Origin of the sequence: Halorubrum zhoui (genome assembly GCF_051194155.1) — an archaeon.
In the GTDB taxonomy this organism is placed as follows: Archaea; Halobacteriota; Halobacteria; order Halobacteriales; family Haloferacaceae; genus Halorubrum.
Genome location: NZ_JBLZNJ010000003.1, coordinates 265,693 through 292,521 on the forward strand (window position 1 = coordinate 265,693; position 26,829 = coordinate 292,521).

A 26,829-nucleotide genomic window follows, 5' to 3' on the forward strand; every position below is an offset into this window, starting at 1 on the left:
TTATCTCGCTGGTTGGGAAACTATTATATATGATGCCGTGTACTGGGTTGACGTACCATGCCAGATACGACAGGCGGCAGTGCAGGGGCGGACGGGTCGTCGGGCCGGGTGTACAGTCGGCGAGCACTCCTCAGTACCGGCACAGCAGTTGGAATCGCGTCGATCGCAGGGTGTGCAGGGAACTCTGGGGGCGGCGGAGACGACGTCATCACCGTCGGCGCGAGTTCGTCAACGACGGGTGCGACGTCCGAAGAGGGACTGACGATGAAACAGGGCTACGAGCTGTGGGTCGAGATGATAAACGAATCCGGTGGGATCCTTGAGGATGACGCCGACGGCCTGCTCGGCCGCGAGGTCGAACTCATCCACTACGACGATCAGTCGGACCCCCAGCGGGGAGTCAACCTGTACCAGCGACTCATCAACGAAGACAACGTAGACCTCCTCTTGGGGCCGTACGGGAGCACTGTTTCGAGTGCGACGATCCCGATCATCGAAGACGCCGGCTACGCCAGCGTCATGCCGATGATGTCCGACACGACGGTGTTAGAAGAGCGGGACGTCCAGTACGTAACGCAGGCTATCGCCCCGGCGAACACGTACGTCCGGTCGGCGATCGACATCGGCGTCGAAAACGGTGCAGAGACGATCGCGGTCGTGTACGAGGACGCTGCGTTCCCGACGTCGGTCGCGGAGGGTCACGTCCCGTACGCCGAAGAACAGGGGCTCGAAGTAGTGTTCCAAGAGGCGTACCCGAACGACATCAACGACTACACCTCGGTGTTGAACGCGGTACAAGACGAGGAGCCCGACATCGTAATGGGCGGCGGGTACACGGAGGACGCGATCGGGCTGACGCAGGCTGCGGAGTCGGTCGGACTCTCACCTGGAATATTCGCGTGGGTCGTCGGCGGGATGGCCCCAGCGTTCGCCGAGTCGGTCGGTGACGCCGCGGTCGGTGTCACGGGTGACCTCTTTTGGGCACCCTTCTTCGAACTCCCCTACAATCAGGCGTTCCTCGACGGGTTCATGGACCTGTTCTCAGACGAGTACGACGACCCGAGCGAAATGGACTACCACTCTGCTGGTGGATTCGCCGGGTGTCTCGTGATGGAACGAGCGGTCCGGAACGTCGGCGAGATAGATCAGGAGGCGATCGCAGAAGAGCTACACTCCATCGAGATGGACATTCCGTTCGCGAACGGTCGGTATGAGGTAAACGAGCAGGGCGTTCAGGTAGGCCAGACGCCGAGTCTCGGCCAGTGGCAGGCGGGTGACGACGGACCCACCCAGGAGGCGGTCCGGCCGGCCGAGTACGCGACCGAAGAACCGATCTATCCGCACCCCGGCTGGTAGCCGATCTAGTGACGCCGGCGAACCGCTGTTCACGATACACGGCATCAAAAAGATACACACCACATGCACAAAGAATGGTCACGTTAGCACTGTTGACTGAACTGCTCGTCATCGGCCTGTTTCTCGGAGCGTTCTACGGGCTGATAGCCATCGGATTGAGCCTCGTCTTCGGGGTTCAAAACGTCATCAACCTCGCTCACGGAGAATTCGTGATGCTCGGAGCCTACGCAGCGTTCTACGGGTGGGCGTTATTGAGTCTCAGCCCAATCGTGAGCCTCGTCTTGTCGCTGCCACTCCTGTTCGCGTTCGGCGTGTTCCTCCAGTGGCTCCTGCTCGAGCGGATCAACGACAAGACGGAGCTCGCCTCACTCATACTCACCTTCGGACTGGCACTCAGCCTCAGAAATCTCGCACAGTTCGTGTTCAGCGCGAACTATCGATCGATCGATTACTTGACCGAATCGGTCTCGATCCTGGGAGCGAACGTCTCGTTGAATCGTCCGCTCGGCTTCGGCGTAGCCATAGCCGTCGCGGCGGCGTTCTTCTTGTTCCTCCGCTACAGCGACTGGGGGAAGGCGATCAGAGCGACCTCACAGAATCCAGCGATCGCCAAAGCGTGTGGAATAAACACTAGTCACGTTCGGATGGTCTCGTTCGGGCTCGGAGCCGCGACGGCCGGTGCTGCAGGCGGTATCGCAGGCATGCTGTACACCATATACCCGTACATGGGGTTACAGTACCTACTCAAGTCCTTCGTCGTGGTCGTGATCGGCGGACTCGGCAGTCTCGTCGGTGCGGCCATCGGTGGCATCGGGTTCGGCGTCGTCGAATCGATCGCGACCTATCAGCTGTCCTCAAACGAGGCGACGATGATCGCGTTCGTGTTGCTGGTGGTGATGTTGCTCGTGCGTCCGCAGGGACTCTTCGGGCGAAGCGACGCCGGGGGTGAGTGACAGTGGCACAGGACACTTCCGTCGGCTCGGACCGCGATCTGCTCTCCTCGGGGCAAGCGTGGCTGTACGATACGATCGTGTCGGCATCACACACACAGTTCGTCGGCGTGCTCGCGGCGATCGTGGTTGTGTTACTCGCGCTCCCGCTGGTACTCAACTCGTACCTCGTGCAGGTGTTGTTTACCGTGTTCCTGTTTACCGGGCTCGCGTTCGGCTGGAACTTCATGTCCGGATTCACTGGGTACGTCGACTTCGGCTACGCCGGTTTCATCGGCTTCGGCGCGTACCTGACGGTGATATCTATCGTCGACTTCGGCTTCCCGTGGCCACTCGCGTTACTCACGGCGATGGGAGTCACCGCACTCGTTGGGACGGCGATAAGCGTGCCAATGCTCCGGCTTCGCGGTGCGTACTTCGCCATCGCGATGCTCGCGGCCGCGACCGCGGCCCAACTGCTCGCATCGAGTAGCTACCTGCGCCCGATCACGAGGGGAGGAAGCGGCATCTCGTTCTTCCCCGAGCTGGGGCTCACAGGACAGTACTACCTCGCGTTGACCATCGTGTTGATACTCGGCTACGTGACGTACCGAATCGCGAACGCTCCGTTCGGTCTCCGGTTGCTCGCCATTCGAGACGACGAGACGCTGGCGGCGTCGCTCGGGGTGAAGACCGTTCGTGAGAAGATACTCGGGATGCTGTTACACACGGCTGTCGCTGGTCTTCTCGGGGGGGTCCTCGCGTTCAACCTCTCGTACATCGATCCGAACTCCGTGTTCAACATCCAGTACACAGAGTTTCCAATCGTGATGGTGTTGTTCGGTGGCCTGGGCACGGTTCTCGGGCCGGTAATTGGCGGCGTCATCTTCGTCGTTCTGTACGAGGTCCTCTGGTCGACGTTCCCGCAGGCGTATCAGTTCCTCTTCGGCGCGGCTATCGTTGCAGTCGTCTTGTTCATGCCCGAAGGGATCGTAGAGTATCTCAAGGACAACGAGTACATCCCCCGATGGAGGTCGTTGTAGCGTGGCGTCCGCTGATACGATCCTCGACGTGACCGACGTCACGAAGCGGTTCGGTGAACTCGTCGCCGTCGACGACGTCTCTTTCGGCATTGAGCGAGGAACGTTCGTCGGGCTGATCGGACCGAACGGGGCCGGAAAGTCGACGCTGTTCAATCTGATCACCGGAGTGTTGTCGCCGACGTCCGGGTCCGTACACTTCGATGGTGAAGACATCACTGGGAACGCGTTACGGAAGAACGCCGAACGAGGGCTCGTACGGACGTTCCAGCAGACACGCGTACTCGAGCGGATGACCGTTCGTGAAAACCTGCTGATCGCTAGCCAGCTGACCAACAGCCCGGAGTCACGCGCACAAGAACTCCTCGAGACGATCGAGCTCGCAGACAAACAGGACACGCTCGCGCGTGACCTCTCGTTCGGACAACAGAAGCTGATCAGTATCTCACAGGTGTTGATGCTCGAACCAGAGCTCATCCTCCTCGACGAACCGCTCGCAGGCGTTAACCCAACGATGGAGAACAAGATACTCGAAATTATGCGATCCCAACTCGAACGCGGAAAGACGTTCGTGCTCGTCGAACACGATATGGACGTGGTAATGTCAGAGTGCGATGACGTTGTAGTGATGGAGTCGGGCTCCGTGCTCACCCGTGGGCCACCCTCGACGGTACAACAGAACGAACGGGTGCTCGAGGCGTACTTCGGGAGTGATGACGATGAGTGACACGTCGACGATCCTCGAGGCGACGGACGTGACGACCGGGTACGGAACGAACGAGATCGTTCACGAGGTCTCCGTCGAGGTGAACGACGGAGAGTCTGTGTGCATCATCGGCCCCAACGGTGCAGGGAAGTCGACCGTTCTCAAAGCACTGACCGGATATCTTCCCTGTTGGGACGGGCGAATACGCCTCAACGGAGAGGACGTAACCGACGTCCCGACCGAGAAGCTCGTCGGTCGAGGGCTGAGCATCGTCCCACAGGGAAAGACGATGTTCCCAGAGATGACTGTACAGGAGCACTTGGACATGGGTGCGTGGCTGATCGACGAGGAAGAAAAACGAGAGAATACGGCGTGGCTGCTCGATCTCTTCCCGCGGGTTGAAGAGCGCCTCGACCAGAAAGCGAAGACGATGAGTGGAGGCGAACAACAGATGGTCTCGATCGCGCGGGCGCTGATCAGCGATCCAGACCTCCTCGTCCTCGACGAACCGTCACTTGGGCTCGCGCCGTCGCTTGTCGACACCATCTTCGATCTCATCGGCACCGTCCAGGACGCTGGTGTCAGCGTCCTGATGGTCGAACAGAACGCGGTGAAGGCGCTCAAAAACACCGACCGAGGCTACGTGATAGAGATGGGAAACGTTCGTTTCGCCGAACAGAGCGCAGCGCTGCTCGATGACGACGAGGTTCGTCAGCTGTACCTCGGCGGGTAGCCGACTCGGCAGCCGTCTGGAGGCTGGAATAGTCGACAGGCGCGGCGACGAGCGTACGACGCCTTGTCCTCTCTAGTCGAGACGATACGCCTGATACGACGATTCACACGGCGAACCGCGCGCGACGTAGAGACATCGATCGGTGAGATCTGCAACGACACTCACGTCGGTTCGGGTGCGTTCGTGTCGATGTGCGCTCTCGTCGACGTGACGACAGATGCTTGCCGGGCGACCAAAGTGGTCTCCTAACGCATCTGTAACGTCGTCGACGGTAGCACCACGCGTCGGCCGGGACAACAGCCGTCTGAGTCGCCGTGCCCGGTAGAGGCTGTCTGGGAGCTGCCGCTCCATCCGGCTGCAGAATCCTTCTGTTCGGAAGTGGTTCGAGTGTGTCACGATTCCATCGGTGGGATGAAGATATCCGACCCGCGAAGGCGACGCCTCGACGTCGATCGCCTCCCCGTCGCGGTGACCGAGGACGAAGTTCGCCGAACAGGCGTGTGGCATCGAAACGAGTGGTTCCAGTGCACGATCGTATCGATCCGCGGACAACACCTCCCGACACCGGACGTGGAACGGCTTGCGGAACGGGTTCTCACCGTCTTCGGGTGTCACGAGTCCGTTCACCGCGAGTCCGATCCCACGTTCGTTGACTCCCATCTTCGCACCGACGATGCCGGCTTCGGTCACGCCGAGGTGGCGAGGCCCGGCATCCGGGTGCACCTCGGTCACGACGAGCGTGTCGGCGATGGCCGGAATCCAGTCCCAGTTTTGGCCGACGTACGTGTGGCCGTTCGCCGTCGCCGCTGGCAGGAGTGCGAAACTCGTGCAGCCGTCGGTCCCAGCGTTTTCTGCGGCGTAGGCGCTGTACAATACCTCGTAACGCGCGTTAAGCGCCGCGACGTCTCGCTCGTCGACGTCGCTGCCCGCAGCGATCCCGCGGAGCTCGGCAGCGTACGCGGCGTTCCAGTCCGCCATCCGCGAGAGAAACTCGGCCGCCCGGTCGCGAACCGCGCCTTCTGACACACCGCGATGTTCGAACCGGCGCAGGTACGTCGCGACGTTTTCACGAATCTCGTCGGCAAACGCTTCGCCGTGTGTTCGCCCTCGTTCGGTGGGGCCGCCCGCTAGCCGAACCGATGGGAGTTCAGACACGACGATCACCCGGTCGGCTGTGATCGTCTCGGCGATCAAGCGTTGGTCCGACGACATCCGGATCTACGGTGGATCTACACATCGTCGCCTCCAAGGAGTTCCCGTGATGCGGCGACCAACGCCTCTAACCCGTCTTCGATCGCGACGAGGTCAACGTGTTCGTCGTACGTGTGTGCCTGAGACAGTTCCGCTGGCCCCCACGTGATGGCCTCCATCCCGGCGTCGTTCACGAAGTTTCTGACGTCCGTGGAAGCGGCGATCCCCCAAGGCTCGGTCGGCACGTCGGCGACGGCCGCCGACTGCCGGCGGAACACCGCCGCGAGGTGGCTCGCTGGGTCGATCGCCGCCGACTCGTACGTCCGCGTCCGTCGCCAGGTGGCCTCAACGTCTGTTCCCACCGTCGCCTCGGTAAGCATCGTCTCGATCTCCTGATCTATCGCCGACACCTGTTCGTCCGGCAGAAATCGACGGTCAACGGTGATCGTCGTCGTTCCCGGAACGACGTTCTCTTTCGTGCCGGCTTTGACCTCGGTCACCGTGGCGTACGCTCGTCCGAGGAGGTCATCAGTTCGGTCCCTGACGGTGGCGTCGTATTCCTCAATTGCGTCGAGTATAGGGCGGGCGTTGTACACTGCGTTATCTCCTTGATCCGGATGGCTGGCGTGAGATGGCTCTCCCGAGACGGTTATCTCGTACCACGCAAGTCCCTTTTCTGCGGTCGCCGTGCGCATGCCCGTCGGCTCAAGGACGACACCGTACGTTCCGTCGTAGCCGGCGTCTAGCAGCGTCTTGGTCCCCGGCTCGGCGGTTTCTTCACCCATCGCGGCGTGAAACACGATCGATCCGCCCAAGTCACCATCCTGGATCGCCTGGGCGAGCCTGACGGTGGCGAGCATACCGATCGCAACACCTGACTTCATATCTGCGCTGCCGCGACCGTACAACCGTGTACCGTCGACGGTGCCACCGTATGGATCGTACGACCAGTTGTCGCGGTCGCCGGCTGGTACGACGTCGATGTGACCGTTCAAGACGAGCGTGGGTTCGTCGTCTCCGATCCGGACGCCAACCTGCGGACGATCGGGGTCGGGCTCTATGATCGTGTCCGCGTCGATATCGTGATCGTCGAACCAGTTGAGGATGAACTCCGAGCAGGCGCGCTCGTTCCCTGGTGGGTTTTCGGTCTCGATCTGTACGAGAGTGGCGATCAGTTCTCGGATCGTCGCTCGAGAGGTGTGTGTTGTCACAGCATGTCATCGTCCCCCCGGGGTATATTATTTTTGAATATATTCATTCTAAATGCGGTATAGAGAATACTATTCAGGCATTAGAAAATAGACGAGACGAATTTAAATTATCCTGTGAACGCCCGAGTCTCGGTCGTGTAAGTCGAACGCATCAGGCGTCGGGCCAGCGTTCAATGTAGATAGTCTTGTCTGTGTAAAAGTGGATCATGTCTTCACCCTGTGCGTGTAGGTCGCCGAAGAAGGAGTCACTTCGGCCGCCAAAGTGGAAGAAGGCCATCGGTGCCGCCGTCCCGGCGTTTACCCCGAGGTTACCGACGTCGGCCCGGTGTCGGACCGCACGTGCGTCCGCGCCGCTGCTCGTGAACAAGCTCGCCGCGTTACCGAAGTCGCTTCGATTGAGCAGTTCGATAGCCTCGTCGAGGTCAGACACAGGTACGAGACCGAGGACTGGACCGAATATCTCCTCGCGTGCGATGGTCATCGTAGGCTCGACGTCGCCGAACACTGTCGGACCGAGGAAGGTGCCACCCGGCTGTCCGTCGACACTGACGTCACAACCGTCGAGCAGCAGTTCGGCGCCTTCATCGATGCCGGTCGCTATCAGCTCTCGAACGCGCTCTCCGTGTTCTGGGGTGATGAGCGCACCAATGTCGGTATCCTCGTCGAGTCCATCCCCGACCGTCTGCTCGCGGGCGACGGCGAGGACACGATCGGTGAACTCATCGTAAACGGACTCTTCGACGACGGCGACGTCGTTCGCCAGACACCGCTCACCGCCGCACGCACACGCAGAGGAGACGGTCTTTTCTGCGGCGAAGTCGAGGTCGGCGGATTCGGTGACTATCACGTGGTTTTTCGCACCGCCTTGTGCCTGCACGCGCTTGCCGTTTTTCGCCGCGCGCTCGTACACCGTTCTCGCGACCGGTGTGCTGCCGACGAACGATACGCCTGCGATACCGTCGTGATCGAGCAGCGCGTTCACCGTATCGACACTACCGTGAACGAGTTGGACGACACCGTCTGGGAAGCCGGCGCGATCGATGAGCTCGAAGATTCGCTCCGCGACGACGGGATCCTGCTCGCTAGGCTTCAGGATGAACGCGTTGCCCGTCGCAACCGCGTACGGGAGAAACCACAACGGAATCATCCCCGGGAAGTTGAACGGCGTTATCGCGGTGAACACGCCGAGTGGCTTCCGGACGGCTGTCTCGTCGATTTCGGGAGCCGCATTCGGGAGGTGCCCCGCCTGCATCATGGACGGGATCCCGCAGGCAACCTCAACGTTCTCGATCCCCCGCCGAAGCTCACCGTTTGCCTCTGCGAGCGTCTTCCCGTGTTCGCGAACGAGTACCTCTGCTAGCTCCGCCTGGTGCGTCTCGAGTAGCTGTTTGAGGGCAAAAAGCGGTTGAATCCGCTCCTCGACCGGTGTCGACTGCCACGTTTCGAACGCCTTGCGTCCCGCAGCGACTGCGTCGTCGACGTCGGCCGCCGAGCTAAACTCGACGTGTGACACCGCCTCGCCGGTGGCAGGGTTTACGATAGCCTGCCCGTCCTCGCCGGTTGGTGTCCGCCAGCTGCCATCCACGTAGTTGCGGACGCTATCCCACGGGGGAGTCGTGTGTAGTGACATCCGTTATCACAGGTGTTTTCGCTTCGGTAATAAGTGTTTTCAATATTATTTTATACTATGCGCTAATAATTGTATATTGTACACTTGTACAGAGTTTGTGTGTACTGTATTCGAGAGAGTGACGATCACGCTCTCTCAATCTCGACCATCGTACGTGGGCTCCCCCCAATACCTCAACTATCTTCAGATCACCGGCTGCTCAGCCGCACGAAATTTATGAGATCGCTTATTTCTTTGGACTGTCTACGCCTGTTATGTCACCCAATCCAGCGGCCTACGACGACCTAGACGAGATGGACCTGAAGATTCTGGAACTCGTCGAGGCTGACTTCGACGTGAGTCTCGAAACCGTTGCAGCGAAGCTCGACCTCTCGAAGTCGGCAGTTCACTATCGGGTGAAGAAGCTCAAAGAGCGAGGCGTTATCCGCGGCGTGACTGCCGACGTCGACCCGCTGAAGCTCGGCTTAGAGATGGTCGCCGTCACCGACATCTCCGTCACACACGAGGCCGGATACTCCGAGAACATCGGCGAAGAGGTGTTGTCGATACCGGGCGTCGAAGAGGTGTACTACACCATGGGTGATATCGACTTCGTCGCGATCAGTCGCGTGCAGACCCGAGATCAGATGAACAATCTCATCGAGCGGATCGTAGCGATCGATGGCGTCAACGAGACCGCTTCAAAGTTCGTCATGGAGGAGTTTCACGAGGGCCGAAACGTAAGCGCCAATCTCACACACGACGCCCACGAGTCGATCGTCGACTCATAGATGCCAGCCGCCGTCGATGAGTCGACGATCGGGCACACCGTACTGGCTTCTGGACGTTCACAACGAGAGATACCGTGCGCACACCCATCGTAAGGTTCTAATAAATTTGTAACTACCGCATACTAGTCAAACAAGAGTCGAAAATTATCCCAATCATAGAACATAGTGCAAAACATTCATATCGGTTCCACACCATGTGTTGGCATGGCACGTCAACACACCGATCGGGACGAGATCGTAGATCTTGACCGCGCGTACACCCTCGGAACGTGGACGAGGCAGCGCGATTTTGATCCCACCGAGATCGTCGACACGGATGGACCCCGGATCGTTACTGCCGACGGGGATTCGATCTTAGATTTCAGTAGCCAGTACGTCTGTACGAGTCTCGGGTACGACGCGGACCGCGTCGCCGATGCGATCGCAGAGCAAGTTCGCACCGTACCATACGTAAGCCCGGGGTGGTCCACCGAGCCGCGGGCACGCCTCTCGGAGAAACTCGCCGAGATCACCCCCGGCTCGCTACAGAAGACGTTCTACTCGACCAGTGGCACCGAAGCCAACGAGGTCGCGTTCAAGATAGCCCGTGCGTACACGGGCAAGCACAAGATCCTCTCTCGGTACCGATCCTACCACGGCGCAACCGCTGCGTCGCTGTCTGCCTCCGGCGACCCGCGTCGAGTCGCACAGGGACCCGACATCCAGCCGGAAGTGCCGGGCATGGTGAAAGGCCCCGACCCATACGCGTACGGGTCAAGTCTCGATCCCGACCAGAGTCTCGCGTACATCGACGAGATGCTAGAACTCGAAGGAGGGACCGTCGCCGCCGTGTTGGTCGAGCCGCTGGTCGGTTCGAACGGGGTGTTGACCCCTCCAGACGACTATCTCGCTCGGCTCCAGGAGATCGCTCACGCGCACGACGCACTGTTGATCTGCGACGAGGTGATGACCGGATTTGGGCGTACCGGTGAGTGGTTCGCCTCGGAGTTGTACGGCGCCGAACCCGACATTATCACGATGGCGAAGGGCCTGACGGGCTCGTATCAGCCGCTGGCGGCGACGACCGTCTCAGCGGAGATCGCAGCGTACTTCGAAGATACGCTGCTCAACCAGGGCCACACGTTCTCGGGGCATCCGACGGCCTGTGCTGCAGGTGTCGCGGCGATCGAGACCTACGAAGCGGAGGGGCTCGTCGAGAACGCCCGCTCGATCGGTGAGTACCTGACTACCGAACTCGATTCGCTCGCCGCACGCCACCCGAGTGTCGGCGAGCGTCGCGGTATCGGGCTTCACCAAGGGTTAGAGCTCACGAAGAGCACGGAGTCTCGCGAACCGTTCGAAGAGCGAAGCGACAAGGTGTCGGGACGGACGACCGTCCTCGACGAGGTCGGCGCACACGCGCTCGAAAACGAGGTGTACTTCTACACCTCGGTTAACACTATCGTGGTTACACCCCCACTAACGATCTCCGAGGCAGAGGTCGACGAGGCGATCGAGGCACTCGACGAGGCGCTCGCGATCTCCGACGCTGCGATGGACGAGTGAGGTGTGGCACCTCGGGGTCAAGACCCGAGGCACGCGCCTTGATTTCCTGTACCCTGAGTGTATAGTCCGACGCAGACGTATCGTCGAAGTCGATAGCGTCGATCTGTGAGTCGGCACGGTCGGTCCCACTTCGAACACCACGAAGCGGCGCAGTACGCCCCACGAGAGCACGCCCCTGCGGAGCCGTCACACACCCGTGGGGCGGTTTGAAAGCGCTTTTATGCTGCCCAGCAGTACCACGGTGTACACCCTCTGTGGGGTCGATGATGTGCCGTTCCGACAGGGACCGGCCACGGGACGGACACGCGAGCTCACACGGAGGACACAGGTGACACACGCATGCCAGTTTACGTAGACTACGACACCCCAGCCGACCTCGCCGAGCGATCGCTCGAGGCGTTCGAGGTCGCCCGAGACACCGGCACCGTCAAGAAAGGAACCAACGAGACCACGAAGGCCATCGAGCGCGGCAACGCGAAGCTCGTCCTCGTCGCCGAGGACGTCTCGCCCGAAGAGATCGTGATGCACCTCCCCGAACTCGCCGAGGAGAAAGGCATCCCGGTCGTCTTCGTCGACACCCAAGACGAGGTCGGCCACGCCGCGGGCCTCGAGGTCGGCTCCGCCGCCGCCGCGGTCGTCGACGCCGGTGACGCCGTCGACGATGTCGACGACATCGGCGAGAAGGTCGCGGAGCTCCGATAACCACCCATGAGCGCAGAAGAGGGCGCCAGCGACTCGACCACCGCCGAGGTGATCGAGGTTGTCGGCAAGACCGGGATGCACGGCGAGGCCATGCAGGTCAAATGCCGCATTCAGGAGGGATCGAACCAGGGACGGATCATCACGCGAAACGTCTTGGGTCCGGTGCGGCTGGGCGACGTGCTCCAGCTGCGTGAGACCCAGCGCGACGCCGACGCCATCGGCGGGAGATAACATGGTCGAGACACGCACCTGCGACTACACCGGCGAGGAAATCGAGCCCGGAACGGGCACGATGTACGTGAAGACGAACGGTCAGATCCTCCACTTCGTCGACTCGAAGGCGGAGAAGAACTACTTCCTCGGCCGTGAGGCACGCGACCTCGAGTGGACCGAGGAGGGGCGCGCCGAAGGAGGCGAGCAGTGAGCCACCACGACGAGCGCACGTTCGTCATGGTCAAACCCGACGGCGTCCAGCGCGGGCTCATCGGCGAGGTCGTCTCGCGGTTCGAAGCGCGCGGGCTGAAGCTCGTCGCCGGCAAGCTCACACAGATAGACGAGGAGCTGGCACACGAACACTACGGTGAACACGCCGACAAGCCGTTCTTCGACGGCCTCGTCGAGTTCATCACCAGCGGCCCCGTCTTCGCGATGGTGTGGGAGGGCGCGGACGCGACCCGCCAGGTTCGGTCGATGGTTGGTGAGACCGACCCCGCCGAGTCCGCACCCGGGACGATCCGCGGCGACTTCGGGCTCGACCTCGGCCACAACGTGATCCACGCCTCGGACCACGAAGACGAGGGCGCGAACGAGCGCGAGATCGACCTCTTTTTTGAGGCGGCCGAGCTCGTCGACTACGACCTCGACACCGCGACGTGGGTGTACGAGGACGAGTCGCATTAACGGCTCAACGATTTTAATTGTCGGATGAAGGCTGTCTAGCAACGCTGCAGTTCACACACCGCGTTTCCGGTGAAACACCGCGCTCACGACGAGAGGACACGAGCCCGACCCGTCTCGTCGACCACGACCACTTCGTCGGTGCCGTCCCCGTCGGTGTCAGCAACTAACGGCCCGGCGTAGACGACTGGCGTTCCGTCTGTCCCATCGAGGCCACCGCGGAGCACCGGCTCGCCGTTTCGGTTGAGCCCGAGCAACGCTCCCTGGCGGTTTACGGCGACGACCTCGGGCGTCCCGTCATTCGCGACGTCGCCGACTCCCGGCGCGTTCACACGGGTCTCTCCACCGTACTGTTGTTTCCACACCACCTCGCCGTCGAGGAGGTCGACGGCCCAGACGCTGCCGACGCCGCCGACGAGCACGCGCCCGGCGTCGAGCCCACCGACCGCGACCGGGCGGTCTTGCAGCCCGACCTCGTAGCGCGTCGACCCGTCGGCGACTTCGACCGCCTCGAGGTTGCCGTTTGCTCCTCCAAGCGCGATCACGGGGCCGCGCCGAGTCGACGCGGCGGTCCAGCTCACCGGCGTCACCGCGGGTGTCCGCTCCCACAGTGGCGTCCCCGTCGCATCGAACAGGGTGACCACACCGCGCTCACCTCGGGCGGTCGAGACCGCAATGCCTCCGGCGATACCCGTTTCGCGGCCGTCGGGGTCCGGGTTTGGCCCGACGACGAGCGGCCGTCGCTCGACGCTGCCGTCGACGGTCGCTTCGAACCGTCGGCTACCGTCTGCGTCGACGACGACGACCCGGCCGTCGGTCGTCGCGGCGGCGACGACGTTCGTGCCGTCACCAGTTGGATCACCGATCGCTGGCGTGACACCGCTCGATCCGCCCAACTCGACGGAGAATCGCTCGCGGCCGTCGGCGGCGTCAAGGACGACGAGCTGACCGTCTTCGGTGGTCGTCGCGACGACCGGGTCGCCGTCGAGCCGACCGGTCGTGACGCCGAGGCCAGACGATCGACTGGTGCCGCTCGTCTCGGGAGGCGTCTGTGCGGCGACCGTAGTCGTCCACCGCGTCCCGGCACCTGGTGCCACGGCACGAACGCTGCGGGTGTCGTTCACGACCGCTGGCTGCACGAGCAGCGTCGAGCCGTCGACGGTGACGCTCGCCGTCTCGGTGCCATCGTCGCCAGAGACGGCGTCTGACTCCCAAACGACCGCCGCCTCCGCGGTCGCGCCGTCGACCCCGACGAACGCGAAGACGGCGACGCCGACGCCGGTTGCGCCGCCGGCGAACAGTACGAGCGCCGCGAGCAACACGCGCCGGTCCATGCTGGTAGGTGTGGTGGGATAGTCATACCGCTGTCGGATGCGGGGTCGGTCGAAGCCGGTGGCTCAGATCACGAAGCCGATCGCCTGGATCACGAACCCGAGCACGAAGACGGCGATCAGTGCGATGGTCGCGATGACGACGATCGGCGAGAGGTGCTCCGGCTCCTGCTCGAACGAGAGCGAGTCCATACGTGGGCCACGTCGGGTCGACGGTTGAACGCTTCGCTCTCGGGTAGCAAGCTTGATGTGTGTCTCGGGCCACTCGCGTCACGAATGCGTGTGACCGACGCGGGCACTCTCGTCGTCGTCTGTGGGCTCCCCGGTGTGGGAAAGAGCACCGTTGCCAGACAGGTCGCCGACCGCATCGACGCCGCGGTGCTGCGGAGCGACGCGGTTCGAAAGGCCCTGCACCCGGACCCGACGTACTCGGCCGAGGAGACGGCGGCGGTGTACGACGCGCTCCTCTCGCGCGCCGAAGAGCGGCTCGACCGTGGGGAGTCCGTCGTGCTCGACGCGACATTCGCCGACGCACAGTTTCGGACGGCCGCGGTCGAGTTGGGTGCCGAGGCTGCGGCGGAGCACACCCTCGTGTGCGTCGAGTGCGACCGAGTGGTCGCAGAGCGTCGAATCCGAGAGCGCGATGGGATAAGCGACGCCGACGTTGACGTCTACCGGCAGTTCGCCGACGCGTTCGATCCGGTCGAGATGGAGGCGCTCGTCGTCGACAACTCCGGCGACGAGCGCGAGACGGCTGCCCAGGTCGACGCACACTTCGCCTGAGCACGGGCGTAGTGCGTCACCCACGGGCACCGCAATGGCACCCGGCCGCTCGGCGTCTCCAATCACTTATACCTGCGTGCCCTGTATCGTTCTGTGTGAGCGAAAACTCTGGGCGTCGGAACCTCCGAATGCCCTCCGACGACGAAGTGTTCGCCGTGGTGACAGAGCACCTGGGCGGGAACCACGTCCGCCTCCGCTGTGTCGACGGCGAAGAGCGACTGGGCCGGATTCCCGGTCGGATGAAGTACCGTACGTGGATAAACGAGGGAGACATCGTCATCGCGGAGCCGTGGGACTGGCAAGACGAGAAGGCGAACGTCGAGTGGCGATACACCGACGACCAGGCCGACCAGCTCCGCCGCGAAGGACACATCGAGTAGCGACCGTCACGAGCCGCCGCGTCGACGCCAGTGAGTAGTACCGCGTTCCTTTTGAGCGGTGCGACCGTACCGTCTCTCAGTCGTGGCGTTCACCGACAAGATATACGTGAAGAACCACCGCCAGCTCGCCGCACAGCTGGAGACGAGTCTCCCGAAGGGGGCGTTCGCCGGGGCGACGCTCGACCTGCTGTTCACCGGCGACGAGCTCGCGGGGCTCGATGCCGCCACGCGCGACCGAGTGTTAGACTTCGCTGAGGACTTTCTCGACTGTGACTGTCAGTCGAATCCGTACTGTGGCTGTCCAGAAGAAAAGTTCATCGGCTACGTACTCGAGTTGCGAGCGGAGGGTCTCGGCCCGCAGGCCATCGTCGACGTGATGACCGACGAGTACATGGTGTACGCCTACACCGGCGACGTACGGTCGTTCCTTGACGACGCCGTCCGCCAGTTGGAGGCCGTCGAGACGCTCGCAGCCGTCGAGGACCGGACGGAGATGGCGGAACGAGCACGCCGGGCACGCCGTGAGTTGACCGGGTGACCACAACCGATCCGGTGGGCCTACCGGCGTGCGTGCCGAGCGTGGTCCGTCGCTGCTGGCGCGTTCGAACGGTCTAAGTACGCGCGTACCGTGCTCCCGACAATGAGTCTTCGACCCTCGTGGCTGACGTTCCGTCGGTACGCGGCGGCGACGACGGGGATGACGCTGTCGCTGTTCGCACTCGGCGTGTACACCGCGGCGACGGGCTCCGGTCTCGCGTGTCAGGCCCAGTGGCCGCTGTGTTCCGACCAGCTCATCCCGACGCTCGCGATCAACCCCGATTTCATCGAGTGGTTCCACCGCGTTTGGGCGATGGTTACCGGCTTCCTGATCCTCGGTGTCGGCGCCTGGAGCTGGCTCGGGTCGTTCGACCGTCGAACCCGACTGGCCGCAACGCTCGCAGTTGCAATCCTCCCGATACAGATCACCGTCGGTGCCATCACCGTCACGGTCGGCGGGCTCGTCCCTGGCGGGTACACCGTGTCGACACACGCCGCACACCTGACCGTCGCGCTCTGCATCTTCACGCTCCTCGGACTCGCGACGATGTGGGGCGGTCGGCGTGGCGGCTCCGCTCGGCTGCTCCGTGCGGCGTTCGGCGTCGCACTCGCCGGCATCCTCGTGAGTACGCTCTTCTCGCGGGCAGTTCCGCTTCTCACGTACGCACCAGGCGCACAGGCGGCGTTTTACCTCGCTGGCTTGAGCGCACACCTCGGATTCGTCGCCGCGCTCGTTTCTACCACCGAGGGGATGAACGGGACCGCGGTCGGGATCCACGCGTCGACGGCGCGGGCCGTCCGGCGGCTCACCGCCGGTGCGACCGGCGCGTTCGTCGTGACGCTGTTGCTCGGACGCGACTGGGTGTTGTACACCGCGACGTGGCAGTGGGTGAACCTTCTCGCACTCGGCGTCGCCTTCGTGCTCGCTGCGACCGCGGCGTGGCTCGTCTGGGGGGCCGATACGGCCCGACGGCATCCGACGGCCACACAGAGCGACTGAGTCGCGTCCGTGCTCGTCCCGCGACCGCGCCTGTTTTCACCACGAGTACGCCGTTCTCACGCCGTGGTCGGCCGCTGCTTGATAAAACTTAAACCGCAATCGCTCCACCTGTGGGTATGCCTACCGATCGACGCGTGAATCGGCGACAGTACCTGAGTACGCTCGGTGCGGGCGGCGCCGTCGCGCTCGCCGGCTGTTCCGGCGGCGGCTCCGACGGCGGTGAGAGCAGCGCCGAGAGTGGCGACGAAGGCGGGTCGGCCGAAGAGGAGTCGGCGTCCGCCGAGGCGGAGTCGACGACGGCCCCAGAGACGGTGACCATCGGCTCGGACATCCCGTACGCTCCGTTCGAGTACCGCAACGAGGCGGGCGAGCTCGTCGGCTTCGACGTCGACATCGCGGAGGCGGTCTTCGCTGGCGAACTCGGCGTCGAGTACGAGTTCCAAGAGACGGCTTTCGACGGCATCATCGCCTCGCTGAACAACGCCAACTTCCGGATCATTATGAGCGCGATGACGATCAACGAGACCCGGGCCGAGGAGGTCGACTTCTCGGATCCGTACTTCACCGCGTACCAGACGGTGCTGGTTCTCGATAACGGCGAGATAACCGAGCGCGCGGACCTGCGCGGGGTCGACGTCGGCGTCCAGCGCGGCACGACCGGTGAGGCGGCGGCCGAGGACCTCCAGGCCGAGTTCGACGGCGAACTCGGCATCGAGAGCTACGACCAGATCACGGGCGCGTTCGACGCGCTGTTAAACAACCAGGTGTCGGCCGTCATCAACGACAACACGGTGAGCGCGGCGTTCGCCGCCGAGAACGACGGCGTGGTGTTCCTCGAGGGCGACGGTGTCGCCGCCGACCGCGAGAACGCCCCCGACTACCTCACACTCACGATCGAAGAGTACGGTATCGCCTTCCGGCAGGACGACGACGCGTTCCGCGAGGAAGTAAACGGTGCGCTCGCGGCGATCCGCGAGGACGGCACCTACGACGAGATATACGGCGAGTACTTCGAGGGCTGACCGCCCCACCCAGCCGTCGTACCATCCATGGCGACACAGACCGACTCCGAGACGCAATCCGGCGGCGTCCTGATGCGTGACCGGCTCGTCAGGCGCGTCGGCGAGTTCGCAGCCGGCGGCTTCGTCCTCGCTATCGGCGGCCTGCTCGTCTGGATCCTCACCACGCAGGTGAACGGCCGGCTGCTCGCCTCACCGCTCATCGCCGGGCGGTTCTTCGAGGCGTTCCTCCTCGTGGTGCGAATCGTCGTGATCTCGAGCGTGCTCTCGGTGACGGCCGGGGTGTTCGTCGGCCTGGGCCGCATCTCGACGTCACCGATCACCGGCCGCATCGCGACGGGGTACATCGAGTTCTTCCGTGGCACCCCGCTCTTGTTCCAGCTGTTCGTGATCTACTTCGGCGTCCCGCGACTGTGGGCGACCGGGGAGTTCCCGTTTCAAGACTGGGCGGTGCCGGCGGCGATCATCGGCCTGACGCTGAACCACGCCGCGTACGTCGGCGAGGCGATCCGCGGCGGCATCGACGCCGTCCCAGACGGACAGATGGAGGCCGCACGATCCCTCGGAATGTCTCGGGTGATGGCGCTGCGGACGGTCGTGATGCCGCAGGCGTGGCGAAACGCCTTAGCCGCCATCGGCAACGACCAGATCATCCTCGTGAAAGACACCTCGCTGCTCACCGTCATCGCGGTCCCAGAGATCATGAGCGTCTTCCGGAACATCAACAGCAATCAGCTCGACCCGTGGACCCCGCTCGTGTGGGTGTGTGTGTTGTACCTCGCGATCACGATGTCAATGAGTCAGGTCGTCGACGGCCTCGAACGACGGTCAGACTGGGGCTCGGACGGCGGCATGTTCGGCCGGCTCTCGCGCTTCTCGCCGGGGAGCACCGACGACGGAGGCGAGTCGTGAGCGATCCGCTCGTCGCGTTCGACGGCGTCGACAAGTACTTCGGCGAGACCCAGGTGCTCCGTGACGTCGATCTCGCGGTCGACGAACGAGAGGTCGTCGTCGTCATCGGACCCTCGGGGTCGGGAAAGTCGACGCTGCTCCGGTGTGTAAACCGGCTCGAGACGATCCAGGCGGGCGACATTCGGCTCGACGGCCGGTCGGTGCTCGACACCGACGTGAACGAGGTTCGCCAGCGCGTCGGCATGGTGTTTCAGTCGTTCAACCTCTTCCCGCACAAGACGGCCCTAGAGAACGTCGCACTCGCGCCAACGCGGGTGAAAGGACTCCCTGCAGAGACGGCCGAGGAACGAGCACGCGATCTGCTCGATCGCGTCGGGCTCGCCGACCAGACCAGCTCGTACCCGGGGGCGCTCTCCGGTGGCCAACAACAGCGGGTCGCGATCGCGCGGGCCCTCGCCATGGAGCCGACCGTGATGTTGTTCGACGAGGTGACGAGCGCACTCGACCCCGAGTTGGTCGGTGAGGTCCTCGACGTCATCGAGGGGCTCGCCACCGAAGGGATGACGATGCTGCTCGTGACCCACGAGATGGGATTCGCCCGTGAGGTCGGCGACCGCATCGTTCTCATGGCAGACGGCCGCATCGTCGAGCGCACGCCGACGGCCGACTTCTTCGAGGGGCCCGACACCGAGCGCGGCCGGGCGTTCCTCTCACGGCTGTTGTGAACGGGTGCGGGCGGCCACGGCCGGCCGCTCCTCGGCTCACGTCGTCGTGACGACTTCGACGCCTCGGACGGCGTACTCGTCCATGGCGGCGAGCCGCGCGGAGACGTCTTCGAGGGCGAGCTCACGCGTCACGAGCGAGCCGGGGTCGACGTCGGTCGACTCGAGAAACGCGAAGAGGTCGTCGTAACTCGTCGGTGGCATTCCGCGCGCGCCGAGAAACGACACCTCCCACCGGGTCATCCAGTCGGTCGGCAGCTCGACGGCCCCTCGCTCTGCAGCCGTCGTCAGTCCGATTTGGACGTGTGTCCCGCGCGACCGTACCGACCGAACCGAGTTCCGACACGTCTCGGCGCGCCCGAGCGCGTCGAGCGAGACGTCCGCCCCGCCGTCGGTCAACGAACGGACGCGTTCTGGGACCGGTCGCTGGTCCGTATCACCGCGAACGGTCGCGGTTGCACCCAGTGTGCGCGCTCGATCGAGCGCCTCGTCGTCGATGTCTACGGCGACGACGCGGGCCCCCGCGGCCGCGGCGAGTTGCGTCACGGAGAGGCCGACACCGCCACAGCCGTGGACGGCGACCCAGTCGCCGGCGTCGACGCCGGCTCGCTCGAACAGCGCGTGGTAAGCGGTCATGTATCGACAGCCCAGTGCGGCGGCGTCGCGAGCGGGGAGCCACGACGGCCGCGTGACGAGGTTGTAGTCGGCGTCGGGGACCGCGACGCGCTCGGCGAACGCACCGGGTGCGTCCGGCTCGAAGCCGAGGGCGCGACCGTCCGCACAGACGTTACCGTGGCCGCGCCGGCAGTGACGACACGTCCCGTCGCCGAGTGAGAACGGGACGACGACGTCGTCGCCGGGCGCGAATCGAGCCACGTCCTCGCCGACCGCGACGACCGTCCCGGCCGGTTCGTGGCCGAGCACCTGCCCACGCGGGACGCGGTCGGCTGCCCACTCGCCGTGGCCCTTCCACGCGTGCCAGTCGCTCCGACAGACGCCGCAGGCATCGACGCGCACCACAGCGCCGGTAGACGCCGGCTCCGGCGTCGGAAGCTCACGAACCGCCAGCGGCTCGCCGTACGATCGCAGTATCGCTGCGCGCATACGGGGAGAGCTGCAGGGAGTGTAATATGTCTTCGCGTGTACAATAAATAACAAATGAGATACATATATGGCGACAGCGAAGTGCATCCAGACATGAGGAGAGCTAGGTGAAAAGTATAAACATATGACACGATGCGGCAGCCATATGCTGATATGAGTAGAATTGTGCCTGATCGACCCGGTACTTTCGCTCTAGTGTACCAATCGGAGTGTAATATAGTAATATATGTGGAGTATTTCAGCTGATCTTCAACATACAGACCGTGCGTCTGTATATATGCTACTGTAGTGTGTGTAGTGTTAATTCAACATCTTACACTATACTTGTTAAGTAAGAAAGTCTTATAATAGAATATCGTCCAATGTTGAGCTGGAGAAATGACGAAGCAAGAAGACAGTGCGGATTCGATTGCTACCCACCAGAACGCGACAGTGGGAACGACTGTATCAACCTGTAACTGCCGTCTTATCGTCGGAACATACTAATGAAGTGGACTACTGAAGAGCTCGAGGGGCCGCGAATCGACCGCCGAACAGCTGGAAAACTGTTTGCTGCTGCAGGCATCAGCTCGCTCGCAGGATGTGCGGGGGGGTCTGGCGGCGAAGAGACAGAGGCCGCCACGTCAGAGGTGGAATCCGAGGGCGAGTCGAGCGGAAGCGAAGCGGTCATTGGATTCAACATCGACGAGATCGAATTCCTAGATCCACACTACGTCGACAAAGGACAAGAGATAACGCTTCATTCGAACATTTACAGTGGACTGACGAAGATTGGGCCGGACGGCTCGATCGTCGGCGACCTCGCGGTGGATTGGTCGATACCCGACAGCACGACGTACGAGTTTGACCTCGTCGAGGGGGCGACGTTCCACAACGGTGACCCAGTCGACGCCGATGCGATAAAAGCATCAATCGACCGATTGCGAAATCTCGACGACTCGCCTCACCTTGGAAAAGTGGAGTCGATCGACAGCGTCGAAGCCGTCGACGCGACGACGTTACGGATCAACCTCGCTTCGACAGTCGGTCCGTTCATCTCGTTTATGACTCGTGGACCAGGCCGTGCAGGAACGATCGTCCACGCTGAGGCGGCCGAAGAAGACCCAGATGGATACAATCGGATGCCTGTTGGGAGCGGACCGTTCGAACTCGTCGAGCGCGAACCAGGAGAGTACCTCCAATTCGAAGCACACGATGACTATCACGAGACCGACGCCGACGGAAATGCACTCCCGTACCTCGATTCGCTGCGCGTTGACCTCATTCCAGAGCCGTCTACGATGTGGACCGCGATGCAGGGTGGAGAAATAGACTATTCGAATCAGGTACCAGCACAGAATGCGGCTCAAGCGGAGTCGATGGATTCGTTGAACATCGTTGGAGCGAACCCGGGTGCGTGGTTCTGCATCGCCCCGCTCTGTAACGATCCTGCCGAGGTGGAGTGGCAACAGTACGCAAGTGGGAACGAACAGGCTACCGACAAGTGGGCCGACCAAGACCTTCCGACCAGCAATCCAGCGGTCAGGGAGGCCATCGCCAAGGCTATCGACCGAGAGGCACTCATCGAGCGTGCACACTTCGGGTACGCCGAGCCAGCACATTCACTGTGGAATCCGTCGATACCGAGTCTCCACGAAGAAGAGCCAGACCCTGGCCAGTACTACGCGCCCGACGAGGCACGATCGTTGCTCGACGAAGCTGGGTACACCGGGGAGCCACGGATGACGCTTTCGTTGCTTGGCGGGCCGACCGACGAGCGCCGGATGACTGTCGTTCAACAGATGCTCGCCGAGGTAGGGATCGAGGTCGAACTGAATATCCAACAGTCATCGTCGTTTTGGGACACACTGTACCGGTACGAGAACGAACTCGTGATGTACGACGGCTACGTGGACATTGATCCGTGGATGTCCGTTTGGAAACAGCTCAAGACGCCCGCAGAGGGATCTGCTGGTGACTGGCAGGCAAACCTGTACAACAACCCCGAGTTCAACAGTCTGCTAGAAGAGGACTACCAAACAGCAGACCCGGAGACCCGGGCGCAGGTGATGAAGGAAGCCGAAGAGATCTTCGTTGAGGATACAGCGTGGGTGATGACGACGTTCCCACTGATTCCGAAAGGCAGCGCAGCAAACTTCAATGGTATCGGTAATCAGGCGGGGCTGAGTAACTTCCACGCGGCACGCTTCGAGTAAGGACGAATGGGTGTCGCAGAGTATACTATTAAGCGGACGATCCAAGCGGTAGCTGTTGTGTACGTCGTCGCGACGGTCGTATTTATAGCCATTCGGTCGGTTCCAGGCGACCCAGCACGATTGATTCTCGGCGGTGATGCGGACGCAGACGCAATCGCAGCGATGCGACGAGAACTCGGCCTCGATCAGCCGATGTACGTCCAATACTTTAGATGGATGAGTGACCTACTTCGTGGGGACCTTGGTGAGTCCATCTACACGGGAGAACCGGTGATTGGGCGAATCGTCGGTGCAGCCGAGCCAAGCGTGAGCATCGCCGTTGTCGGCATCTGCATTGCCATGGCTGTTGCCATCCCAGCTGGGATTTTAAGCGCGACTCGACAGAACGGATGGGAGGATTACGTGGCGACGCTCGTGTCATTCCTCAGCATCAGTATGCCGGCGTTCTGGATCGGCATCGTGTTGATACTCGTCGTCGCGACACGGGTCGATGCCATTCCGTCGTACGGCTACACGCCGATCAGTGAGGGAATCAGGCCGTGGTTGCTCAATATTTTGCTACCATCGCTCGCCGTCGGCCTTCCGTACGCTGGCATCATCTCGCGAATGACTCGCTCGTCGATGCTCGACGTTCTCAGCCAGGACTACATGCAAACTGCCCGAGCGAAAGGCATCCCCCCACGAGCTGCGTTATTAAAACACGGGCTACAGAACGCACTGATGCCCGTCGTCACGGTTGCTGGGATCCTCTTTGCGTTGTTGCTGGGCGGCATCGTCGCCGTCGAGATCGTCTTTGGCATTCAGGGATTCGGTCGGCTGCTTATTCGATCGATAGAGCGCCAAGACTTTCCTATCGTTCAAGGATCGGTTATCATCGTCTCTATTATATTCGTATTCATGAATTTAGTAGTGGACCTTCTATACATGTCAATTAACCCTAAAGTACGATACGGAGGAGAGAGCTGATGGCGACCGACCACCGACCACGGGACGGATGGTTACACACCAGCATCAGCCGGCTAGCACAGTTGAAACAGGCGGTGAGTGGCGATCCGAAGGCCATCTTCGGACTCGGTGTCGTGACCGTCTTCCTCCTCGCAGCAATCCTTGCGCCAGAACTCGCTCCACACGACCCAATGGCGCAGGAATTCGGGATCATGGACCCGCCTCGTATTGTGGGCATCGACGCCCACCCACTTGGCACAGATTCGTACGGTCGTGACCTGCTCTCGCGGATCATGTTTGGTGCACGCATAAGTCTGGGAGTGAGCCTTGGAGCCGTCTCGCTGGGTGCACTCGTCGGGGTTTCACTGGGGCTTCTCGCCGGATACTCCGGCGGTTGGATAGACGACCTGCTAATGCGATTCGTCGACGTGACGTGGGCGTTTCCGTGGCTGTTGGTTGCGATAATGCTCGTTGCAATCTTCGGCCAGAGCGTGTGGAACGTCGTCTTCGCGATCGCATTCGCGTATATCGACGACTTCGCACGGATCACCCGCAGCGAGGTACTGTCGATTCGAGAAGAGGAGTACATCGCTGCGGCGAAAAATATCGGTGTCAGTGATCGAGATATCATGCTGAACGAGGTGCTGCCGAATGCCGTCGCGCCACTCATCGTTCAGTTCACCGTCCTCGTAGCCCGCGCGATGCTCGCAGAGAGCACGCTTTCGTTCCTGGGAGTTGGTGTCAAGCCAACGACACCGACTTGGGGGGCGCTTTTGGGTCAAGGCCGGGGTCTCATCGAACAGGCGTGGTGGATCTCGATAATTCCGGGAATCTTGATCGTGATCACCGTACTCGGGATTAACTTGTTCGGCGATTCACTCCGTGACGCGTTCGACGTCCAACAGGGTGAGTCAGTATGAGCACACCATTACTCGACATCCAAAACCTCCAAGTGACGTTTCCGAGTGCCAGCGGCGAGGACGTTCGAGCGGTCGATGGTGTCGATCTACGGGTGTATCCTGGAGAGATACATGGCCTCGTCGGCGAGTCCGGCTCAGGAAAGAGCGTCACAGCGAAATCAATCATGCGATTAACCGATGACGCACACACCACGGCCGACCGGTTCGAATACGACGGCCGCGACCTGCTCGCCCAGTCCGAAGCAGCGATGCGATCGATCCGTGGCGACGAGGTTGGAATCGTCTTTCAGGACGCACTATCGGCACTGAACCCGGTGATCTCAGTCGGCGAGCAGATCGCGGAGGTAGTGCGGTACCACGGCGATGCAGCCGAGTCGACGAGCCTCGTCAGTGAACTTCGCAGAAAGTACCTCACCGGAACCGATACCGAATCCACATCGTGGCGTCGAGCCGTCGAATTACTCGAGATGGTCGGGATACCTGATGCTGCACAGTGTGCACATAATTATCCGCATCAGCTGAGTGGGGGGCAGAGACAGCGGGTGATGATCGCACAGGCGCTCGCCGGTGATCCGTCGCTCATCATCGCCGACGAGCCGACGACAGCGCTCGATGTGACCGTCGAGTCGAACATTCTCCAGGAGCTGAAGCGGCTTGCAACCGAGTTCGACATCGCAGTGCTGTTGATTACTCACGACCTCGGTGTGGTCGCAGAGACGTGTGACTCGGTGACAGTGATGTACTCCGGATCGGTGATGGAGCGGGCACCGACGACTGCGCTGTTCGATACGCCCGAACACCCGTACACGAGGGGGCTCATCCGGAGTATTCCGAAGTACGACTCGTCGCCTGGTGAGGACCTATCGACGATCCCAGGATCTGCACCCGACCCAACACGGCGGCCGACGGGCTGCCCGTTTCGCGACCGTTGTGAGGACGCCTTCGACGCGTGTACCGATCCACTCCCCACACACCACGTTGGGGAGGATCACGTGAGCCACTGTCATCTCCACAACACTGAAACTCCCGGCACAACCGCATCGGCGGATCAGTCGCGACCGAACGAGCACGCACCGTCTCCGGCCGCCACCCCGGCCGCTGAACACACAGACACAGAGGCAAATCTAGAGCAACAATGAGCCGACCCGATAATTCACAGTCGACAGATGCCCGACCGGCTAGTGAACCCACGCCAGCTGAATTCGTGTCAGTCGCCAACCTCACGAAGTACTTCTCTGTCGACTCCGGCCTGCTTTCTCGTGCGCTTGGATCACAAGAGCGCGTGAAAGCCGTCGACGGAGTCGACTTGACCATCCGACGTGGTGAAACTGTCGGGATAATCGGCGAGTCTGGCTCAGGAAAGAGCACGCTCGCACGAACAATCGCTCGACTACAGGAACCAACGGATGGGAGCATCCGGTTCGACGGAGAGCATATCGAGACGCGATCAGAGTCGGCGCTAAAACCCCTTCGACGTCGGATACAATACGTCTTTCAGGACCCACTGTCGGCGTTAAATCCACGAAAAACGGTTGGAGAAAGCGTTCGGAAACCACTGGATGTACACGATATCGGTGATCCGGGTGAACGGTGGGACCGGGTCGTTTCTTTATTCGAAGAAGTTGGATTATCGAGCAGCGATCTCGACTCGTATCCGCACGAACTTTCCGGCGGACAACAACAACGAGTTGGCATCTGCCGGGCACTTATTATCGAGCCAGAGCTGGTGATCTTCGACGAGCCGGTATCTGCGCTTGACGTCACGCTCCAAGCACAGATCCTAAACCTGATAAATCGATTCCAACGAGAGCTCGAGTTGACGTGTCTGATAATTTCACACGATCTCGACGTCGTTCGACACGTGTGTGACAGACTCGTCGTCATGTATGCCGGCGAGATCGTAGAGAAAGGACCCACACGAGACCTATTTGCCGACCCACGTCACCCATACACCCGCGCGCTCGTTCACGCGATTCCTAGTATCGAGGAAGATTCGGCTCGGGACTACGAGCCGCTCTCCGAGGAGACGCCAAGTGCCATCGATCCGCCGTCGGGATGTAGATTTCACCCTCGTTGCCCCGAGTTTATCGATGGAAACTGTATCAACTCGAAGCCGTCTCTGAAGACTACCCAAGACGATAACGATCGGATGGTCGCGTGTCACTGGCGAGAACGCTCTCAAGAGAGACGAAAGAGTCATACGCCGCCGAGTGAGTCAGAGCGAGCGGTCATCAAACACGAGTTGGATACCTGAGATAACTTAACTGCGCC

At 61.8% G+C, this 26,829-nt stretch carries 29 protein-coding genes; 23 read left to right on the forward strand and 6 right to left on the reverse strand.

Annotated elements, in window-relative coordinates; genetic code table 11:
- Positions 1–57: 57 nt before the first annotated feature.
- From ACNTAO_RS05530 to ACNTAO_RS05550, 5 genes are all read left to right on the forward strand, one after another.
- Positions 58–1,356, forward strand: a complete 1,299-nt coding sequence (locus tag ACNTAO_RS05530; RefSeq protein ID WP_435160976.1) for an amino acid ABC transporter substrate-binding protein — start codon at positions 58–60, stop codon at positions 1,354–1,356.
- Positions 1,357–1,430: 74 nt separating this feature from the next.
- Positions 1,431–2,309, forward strand: coding sequence for a branched-chain amino acid ABC transporter permease (locus ACNTAO_RS05535; protein WP_435160977.1), 879 nt, complete (start codon positions 1,431–1,433; stop codon positions 2,307–2,309).
- Between the two features lie 2 nt (positions 2,310–2,311).
- Positions 2,312–3,328, forward strand: a complete 1,017-nt coding sequence (locus tag ACNTAO_RS05540) for a branched-chain amino acid ABC transporter permease (RefSeq protein WP_435160978.1) — start codon at positions 2,312–2,314, stop codon at positions 3,326–3,328.
- Position 3,329: 1 nt separating this feature from the next.
- Entirely contained in the window at positions 3,330–4,052 is a 723-nt protein-coding gene (locus ACNTAO_RS05545) for an ABC transporter ATP-binding protein (protein ID WP_435160979.1), read from the forward strand.
- A complete protein-coding gene (locus tag ACNTAO_RS05550; RefSeq protein ID WP_435160980.1) occupies positions 4,045–4,764 on the forward strand; it encodes an ABC transporter ATP-binding protein in 720 nt (239 codons plus the stop codon). The genes ACNTAO_RS05545 and ACNTAO_RS05550 overlap by 8 nt, the downstream gene beginning before the upstream one ends.
- 72 nt (positions 4,765–4,836) lie before the next feature.
- Here the strand turns inward: ACNTAO_RS05550 and ACNTAO_RS05555 are convergent, their stop codons facing one another.
- The 3 genes from ACNTAO_RS05555 to ACNTAO_RS05565 all read right to left on the reverse strand — a co-directional run bounded on the left by ACNTAO_RS05555 (position 4,837) and on the right by ACNTAO_RS05565 (position 8,796).
- Positions 4,837–5,919, reverse strand: coding sequence for a C45 family autoproteolytic acyltransferase/hydrolase (locus tag ACNTAO_RS05555; RefSeq protein ID WP_435160981.1), 1,083 nt, complete (start codon positions 5,917–5,919; stop codon positions 4,837–4,839).
- A gap of 74 nt (positions 5,920–5,993) precedes the next feature.
- The gene (locus ACNTAO_RS05560) at positions 5,994–7,166 is read right to left on the reverse strand and encodes a M20 family metallopeptidase (protein WP_435160982.1); all 1,173 of its coding nucleotides are present in this window, start codon (positions 7,164–7,166) and stop codon (positions 5,994–5,996) included.
- Positions 7,167–7,317: 151 nt separating this feature from the next.
- Positions 7,318–8,796, reverse strand: a complete 1,479-nt coding sequence (locus ACNTAO_RS05565) for a CoA-acylating methylmalonate-semialdehyde dehydrogenase (RefSeq protein ID WP_435160983.1) — start codon at positions 8,794–8,796, stop codon at positions 7,318–7,320.
- Positions 8,797–9,050: 254 nt separating this feature from the next.
- Between ACNTAO_RS05565 and ACNTAO_RS05570 the strand changes: the two genes are divergently transcribed.
- The 6 genes from ACNTAO_RS05570 (at position 9,051) to ndk (ending at position 12,713) form a co-directional block, all read left to right on the forward strand.
- Complete coding sequence (locus ACNTAO_RS05570; protein ID WP_435160984.1) at positions 9,051–9,566, forward strand: Lrp/AsnC family transcriptional regulator; 516 nt, start codon at positions 9,051–9,053, stop codon at positions 9,564–9,566.
- 204 nt (positions 9,567–9,770) lie between these two features.
- Entirely contained in the window at positions 9,771–11,111 is a 1,341-nt protein-coding gene (locus ACNTAO_RS05575) for an aminotransferase family protein (protein ID WP_435160985.1), read from the forward strand.
- A 339-nt stretch (positions 11,112–11,450) separates the two neighbouring features.
- Entirely contained in the window at positions 11,451–11,813 is a 363-nt protein-coding gene (gene rpl7ae, locus ACNTAO_RS05580) for a 50S ribosomal protein L7Ae (protein ID WP_435160986.1), read from the forward strand.
- A 6-nt stretch (positions 11,814–11,819) separates the two neighbouring features.
- Positions 11,820–12,044, forward strand: coding sequence for a 30S ribosomal protein S28e (locus ACNTAO_RS05585; RefSeq protein ID WP_435160987.1), 225 nt, complete (start codon positions 11,820–11,822; stop codon positions 12,042–12,044).
- Position 12,045: 1 nt separating this feature from the next.
- Positions 12,046–12,237, forward strand: a complete 192-nt coding sequence (locus ACNTAO_RS05590) for a 50S ribosomal protein L24e (RefSeq protein ID WP_435160988.1) — start codon at positions 12,046–12,048, stop codon at positions 12,235–12,237.
- Positions 12,234–12,713, forward strand: coding sequence for a nucleoside-diphosphate kinase (gene ndk, locus ACNTAO_RS05595; RefSeq protein WP_435160989.1), 480 nt, complete (start codon positions 12,234–12,236; stop codon positions 12,711–12,713). Before ACNTAO_RS05590 ends, ndk begins: the two co-directional genes overlap by 4 nt.
- A gap of 83 nt (positions 12,714–12,796) precedes the next feature.
- Here the strand turns inward: ndk and ACNTAO_RS05600 are convergent, their stop codons facing one another.
- Complete coding sequence (locus tag ACNTAO_RS05600; protein WP_435160990.1) at positions 12,797–14,044, reverse strand: outer membrane protein assembly factor BamB family protein; 1,248 nt, start codon at positions 14,042–14,044, stop codon at positions 12,797–12,799.
- 63 nt (positions 14,045–14,107) lie between these two features.
- Complete coding sequence (locus tag ACNTAO_RS05605; RefSeq protein WP_435160991.1) at positions 14,108–14,233, reverse strand: hypothetical protein; 126 nt, start codon at positions 14,231–14,233, stop codon at positions 14,108–14,110.
- An 84-nt stretch (positions 14,234–14,317) separates the two neighbouring features.
- Here ACNTAO_RS05605 and ACNTAO_RS05610 point away from each other — a divergent pair, with 84 nt between their 5' ends.
- From ACNTAO_RS05610 to ACNTAO_RS05640, 7 genes are all read left to right on the forward strand, one after another.
- Positions 14,318–14,824 (forward strand): P-loop nucleotide/nucleoside kinase family protein, encoded by a 507-nt coding sequence (locus ACNTAO_RS05610; RefSeq protein WP_435160992.1) that lies wholly within the window; start codon positions 14,318–14,320, stop codon positions 14,822–14,824.
- A 95-nt stretch (positions 14,825–14,919) separates the two neighbouring features.
- Positions 14,920–15,204, forward strand: a complete 285-nt coding sequence (eif1A, locus tag ACNTAO_RS05615; RefSeq protein ID WP_435160993.1) for a translation initiation factor eIF-1A — start codon at positions 14,920–14,922, stop codon at positions 15,202–15,204.
- 82 nt (positions 15,205–15,286) lie between these two features.
- The gene (locus tag ACNTAO_RS05620; protein ID WP_435160994.1) at positions 15,287–15,742 is read left to right on the forward strand and encodes a DUF5814 domain-containing protein; all 456 of its coding nucleotides are present in this window, start codon (positions 15,287–15,289) and stop codon (positions 15,740–15,742) included.
- A gap of 159 nt (positions 15,743–15,901) precedes the next feature.
- Positions 15,902–16,741 (forward strand): COX15/CtaA family protein, encoded by an 840-nt coding sequence (locus tag ACNTAO_RS05625; protein ID WP_435161360.1) that lies wholly within the window; start codon positions 15,902–15,904, stop codon positions 16,739–16,741.
- A 116-nt stretch (positions 16,742–16,857) separates the two neighbouring features.
- Positions 16,858–17,763: a basic amino acid ABC transporter substrate-binding protein gene (locus ACNTAO_RS05630; RefSeq protein WP_435160995.1), complete on the forward strand. Its 906-nt coding sequence runs from the start codon at positions 16,858–16,860 to the stop codon at positions 17,761–17,763.
- A 72-nt stretch (positions 17,764–17,835) separates the two neighbouring features.
- Positions 17,836–18,672 carry an amino acid ABC transporter permease gene (locus tag ACNTAO_RS05635; protein WP_435161361.1) on the forward strand — a complete coding sequence of 279 codons (837 nt, stop codon included), beginning with the start codon at positions 17,836–17,838 and terminating at the stop codon, positions 18,670–18,672.
- Positions 18,669–19,397 (forward strand): amino acid ABC transporter ATP-binding protein, encoded by a 729-nt coding sequence (locus ACNTAO_RS05640; RefSeq protein ID WP_435160996.1) that lies wholly within the window; start codon positions 18,669–18,671, stop codon positions 19,395–19,397. Before ACNTAO_RS05635 ends, ACNTAO_RS05640 begins: the two co-directional genes overlap by 4 nt.
- Before the next feature lie 36 nt (positions 19,398–19,433).
- On the opposite strand, the gene ACNTAO_RS05645 is transcribed toward ACNTAO_RS05640, so the two are convergent.
- Positions 19,434–20,498, reverse strand: coding sequence for an alcohol dehydrogenase catalytic domain-containing protein (locus tag ACNTAO_RS05645; protein WP_435160997.1), 1,065 nt, complete (start codon positions 20,496–20,498; stop codon positions 19,434–19,436).
- 485 nt (positions 20,499–20,983) lie between these two features.
- On the opposite strand from ACNTAO_RS05645, the gene ACNTAO_RS05650 reads away from it, so the two are divergent.
- Genes ACNTAO_RS05650 through ACNTAO_RS05670 form a run of 5 tightly spaced genes read left to right on the forward strand, consistent with a single transcriptional unit; the run spans position 20,984 to position 26,812 of the window.
- Positions 20,984–22,693, forward strand: a complete 1,710-nt coding sequence (locus ACNTAO_RS05650; RefSeq protein ID WP_435160998.1) for an ABC transporter substrate-binding protein — start codon at positions 20,984–20,986, stop codon at positions 22,691–22,693.
- A 6-nt stretch (positions 22,694–22,699) separates the two neighbouring features.
- Complete coding sequence (locus ACNTAO_RS05655) at positions 22,700–23,659, forward strand: ABC transporter permease (protein ID WP_435160999.1); 960 nt, start codon at positions 22,700–22,702, stop codon at positions 23,657–23,659.
- Positions 23,659–24,558 (forward strand): ABC transporter permease, encoded by a 900-nt coding sequence (locus ACNTAO_RS05660; protein WP_435161000.1) that lies wholly within the window; start codon positions 23,659–23,661, stop codon positions 24,556–24,558. Before ACNTAO_RS05655 ends, ACNTAO_RS05660 begins: the two co-directional genes overlap by 1 nt.
- Positions 24,555–25,697, forward strand: coding sequence for an ABC transporter ATP-binding protein (locus ACNTAO_RS05665; RefSeq protein WP_435161001.1), 1,143 nt, complete (start codon positions 24,555–24,557; stop codon positions 25,695–25,697). The genes ACNTAO_RS05660 and ACNTAO_RS05665 overlap by 4 nt, the downstream gene beginning before the upstream one ends.
- Positions 25,694–26,812 carry an ABC transporter ATP-binding protein gene (locus tag ACNTAO_RS05670; protein ID WP_435161002.1) on the forward strand — a complete coding sequence of 373 codons (1,119 nt, stop codon included), beginning with the start codon at positions 25,694–25,696 and terminating at the stop codon, positions 26,810–26,812. The genes ACNTAO_RS05665 and ACNTAO_RS05670 overlap by 4 nt, the downstream gene beginning before the upstream one ends.
- Positions 26,813–26,829: the final 17 nt, after the last annotated feature.

Excerpts from the sequence above, each read along its gene's own strand:
- ACNTAO_RS05530 (WP_435160976.1), top strand. The coding sequence starts at position 58 with ATGCCAGATACGACAGGCGGCAGTGCAGGGGCGGACGGGTCGTCGGGC.
- ACNTAO_RS05535 (WP_435160977.1), top strand. The coding sequence starts at position 1,431 with ATGGTCACGTTAGCACTGTTGACTGAACTGCTCGTCATCGGCCTGTTT.
- ACNTAO_RS05550 (WP_435160980.1), top strand. The coding sequence starts at position 4,045 with ATGAGTGACACGTCGACGATCCTCGAGGCGACGGACGTGACGACCGGG.
- ACNTAO_RS05565 (WP_435160983.1), bottom strand. The coding sequence starts at position 8,796 with ATGTCACTACACACGACTCCCCCGTGGGATAGCGTCCGCAACTACGTG.
- ACNTAO_RS05570 (WP_435160984.1), top strand. The coding sequence starts at position 9,051 with ATGTCACCCAATCCAGCGGCCTACGACGACCTAGACGAGATGGACCTG.
- ACNTAO_RS05575 (WP_435160985.1), top strand. The coding sequence starts at position 9,771 with ATGGCACGTCAACACACCGATCGGGACGAGATCGTAGATCTTGACCGC.
- rpl7ae (WP_435160986.1), top strand. The coding sequence starts at position 11,451 with ATGCCAGTTTACGTAGACTACGACACCCCAGCCGACCTCGCCGAGCGA.
- ACNTAO_RS05585 (WP_435160987.1), top strand. The coding sequence starts at position 11,820 with ATGAGCGCAGAAGAGGGCGCCAGCGACTCGACCACCGCCGAGGTGATC.
- ACNTAO_RS05590 (WP_435160988.1), top strand. The coding sequence starts at position 12,046 with ATGGTCGAGACACGCACCTGCGACTACACCGGCGAGGAAATCGAGCCC.
- ACNTAO_RS05600 (WP_435160990.1), bottom strand. The coding sequence starts at position 14,044 with ATGGACCGGCGCGTGTTGCTCGCGGCGCTCGTACTGTTCGCCGGCGGC.
- ACNTAO_RS05605 (WP_435160991.1), bottom strand. The coding sequence starts at position 14,233 with ATGGACTCGCTCTCGTTCGAGCAGGAGCCGGAGCACCTCTCGCCGATC.
- ACNTAO_RS05610 (WP_435160992.1), top strand. The coding sequence starts at position 14,318 with ATGCGTGTGACCGACGCGGGCACTCTCGTCGTCGTCTGTGGGCTCCCC.
- ACNTAO_RS05625 (WP_435161360.1), top strand. The coding sequence starts at position 15,902 with ATGACGCTGTCGCTGTTCGCACTCGGCGTGTACACCGCGGCGACGGGC.
- ACNTAO_RS05630 (WP_435160995.1), top strand. The coding sequence starts at position 16,858 with ATGCCTACCGATCGACGCGTGAATCGGCGACAGTACCTGAGTACGCTC.
- ACNTAO_RS05635 (WP_435161361.1), top strand. The coding sequence starts at position 17,836 with ATGCGTGACCGGCTCGTCAGGCGCGTCGGCGAGTTCGCAGCCGGCGGC.
- ACNTAO_RS05645 (WP_435160997.1), bottom strand. The coding sequence starts at position 20,498 with ATGCGCGCAGCGATACTGCGATCGTACGGCGAGCCGCTGGCGGTTCGT.
- ACNTAO_RS05650 (WP_435160998.1), top strand. The coding sequence starts at position 20,984 with ATGAAGTGGACTACTGAAGAGCTCGAGGGGCCGCGAATCGACCGCCGA.
- ACNTAO_RS05655 (WP_435160999.1), top strand. The coding sequence starts at position 22,700 with ATGGGTGTCGCAGAGTATACTATTAAGCGGACGATCCAAGCGGTAGCT.
- ACNTAO_RS05660 (WP_435161000.1), top strand. The coding sequence starts at position 23,659 with ATGGCGACCGACCACCGACCACGGGACGGATGGTTACACACCAGCATC.
- ACNTAO_RS05665 (WP_435161001.1), top strand. The coding sequence starts at position 24,555 with ATGAGCACACCATTACTCGACATCCAAAACCTCCAAGTGACGTTTCCG.
- ACNTAO_RS05670 (WP_435161002.1), top strand. The coding sequence starts at position 25,694 with ATGAGCCGACCCGATAATTCACAGTCGACAGATGCCCGACCGGCTAGT.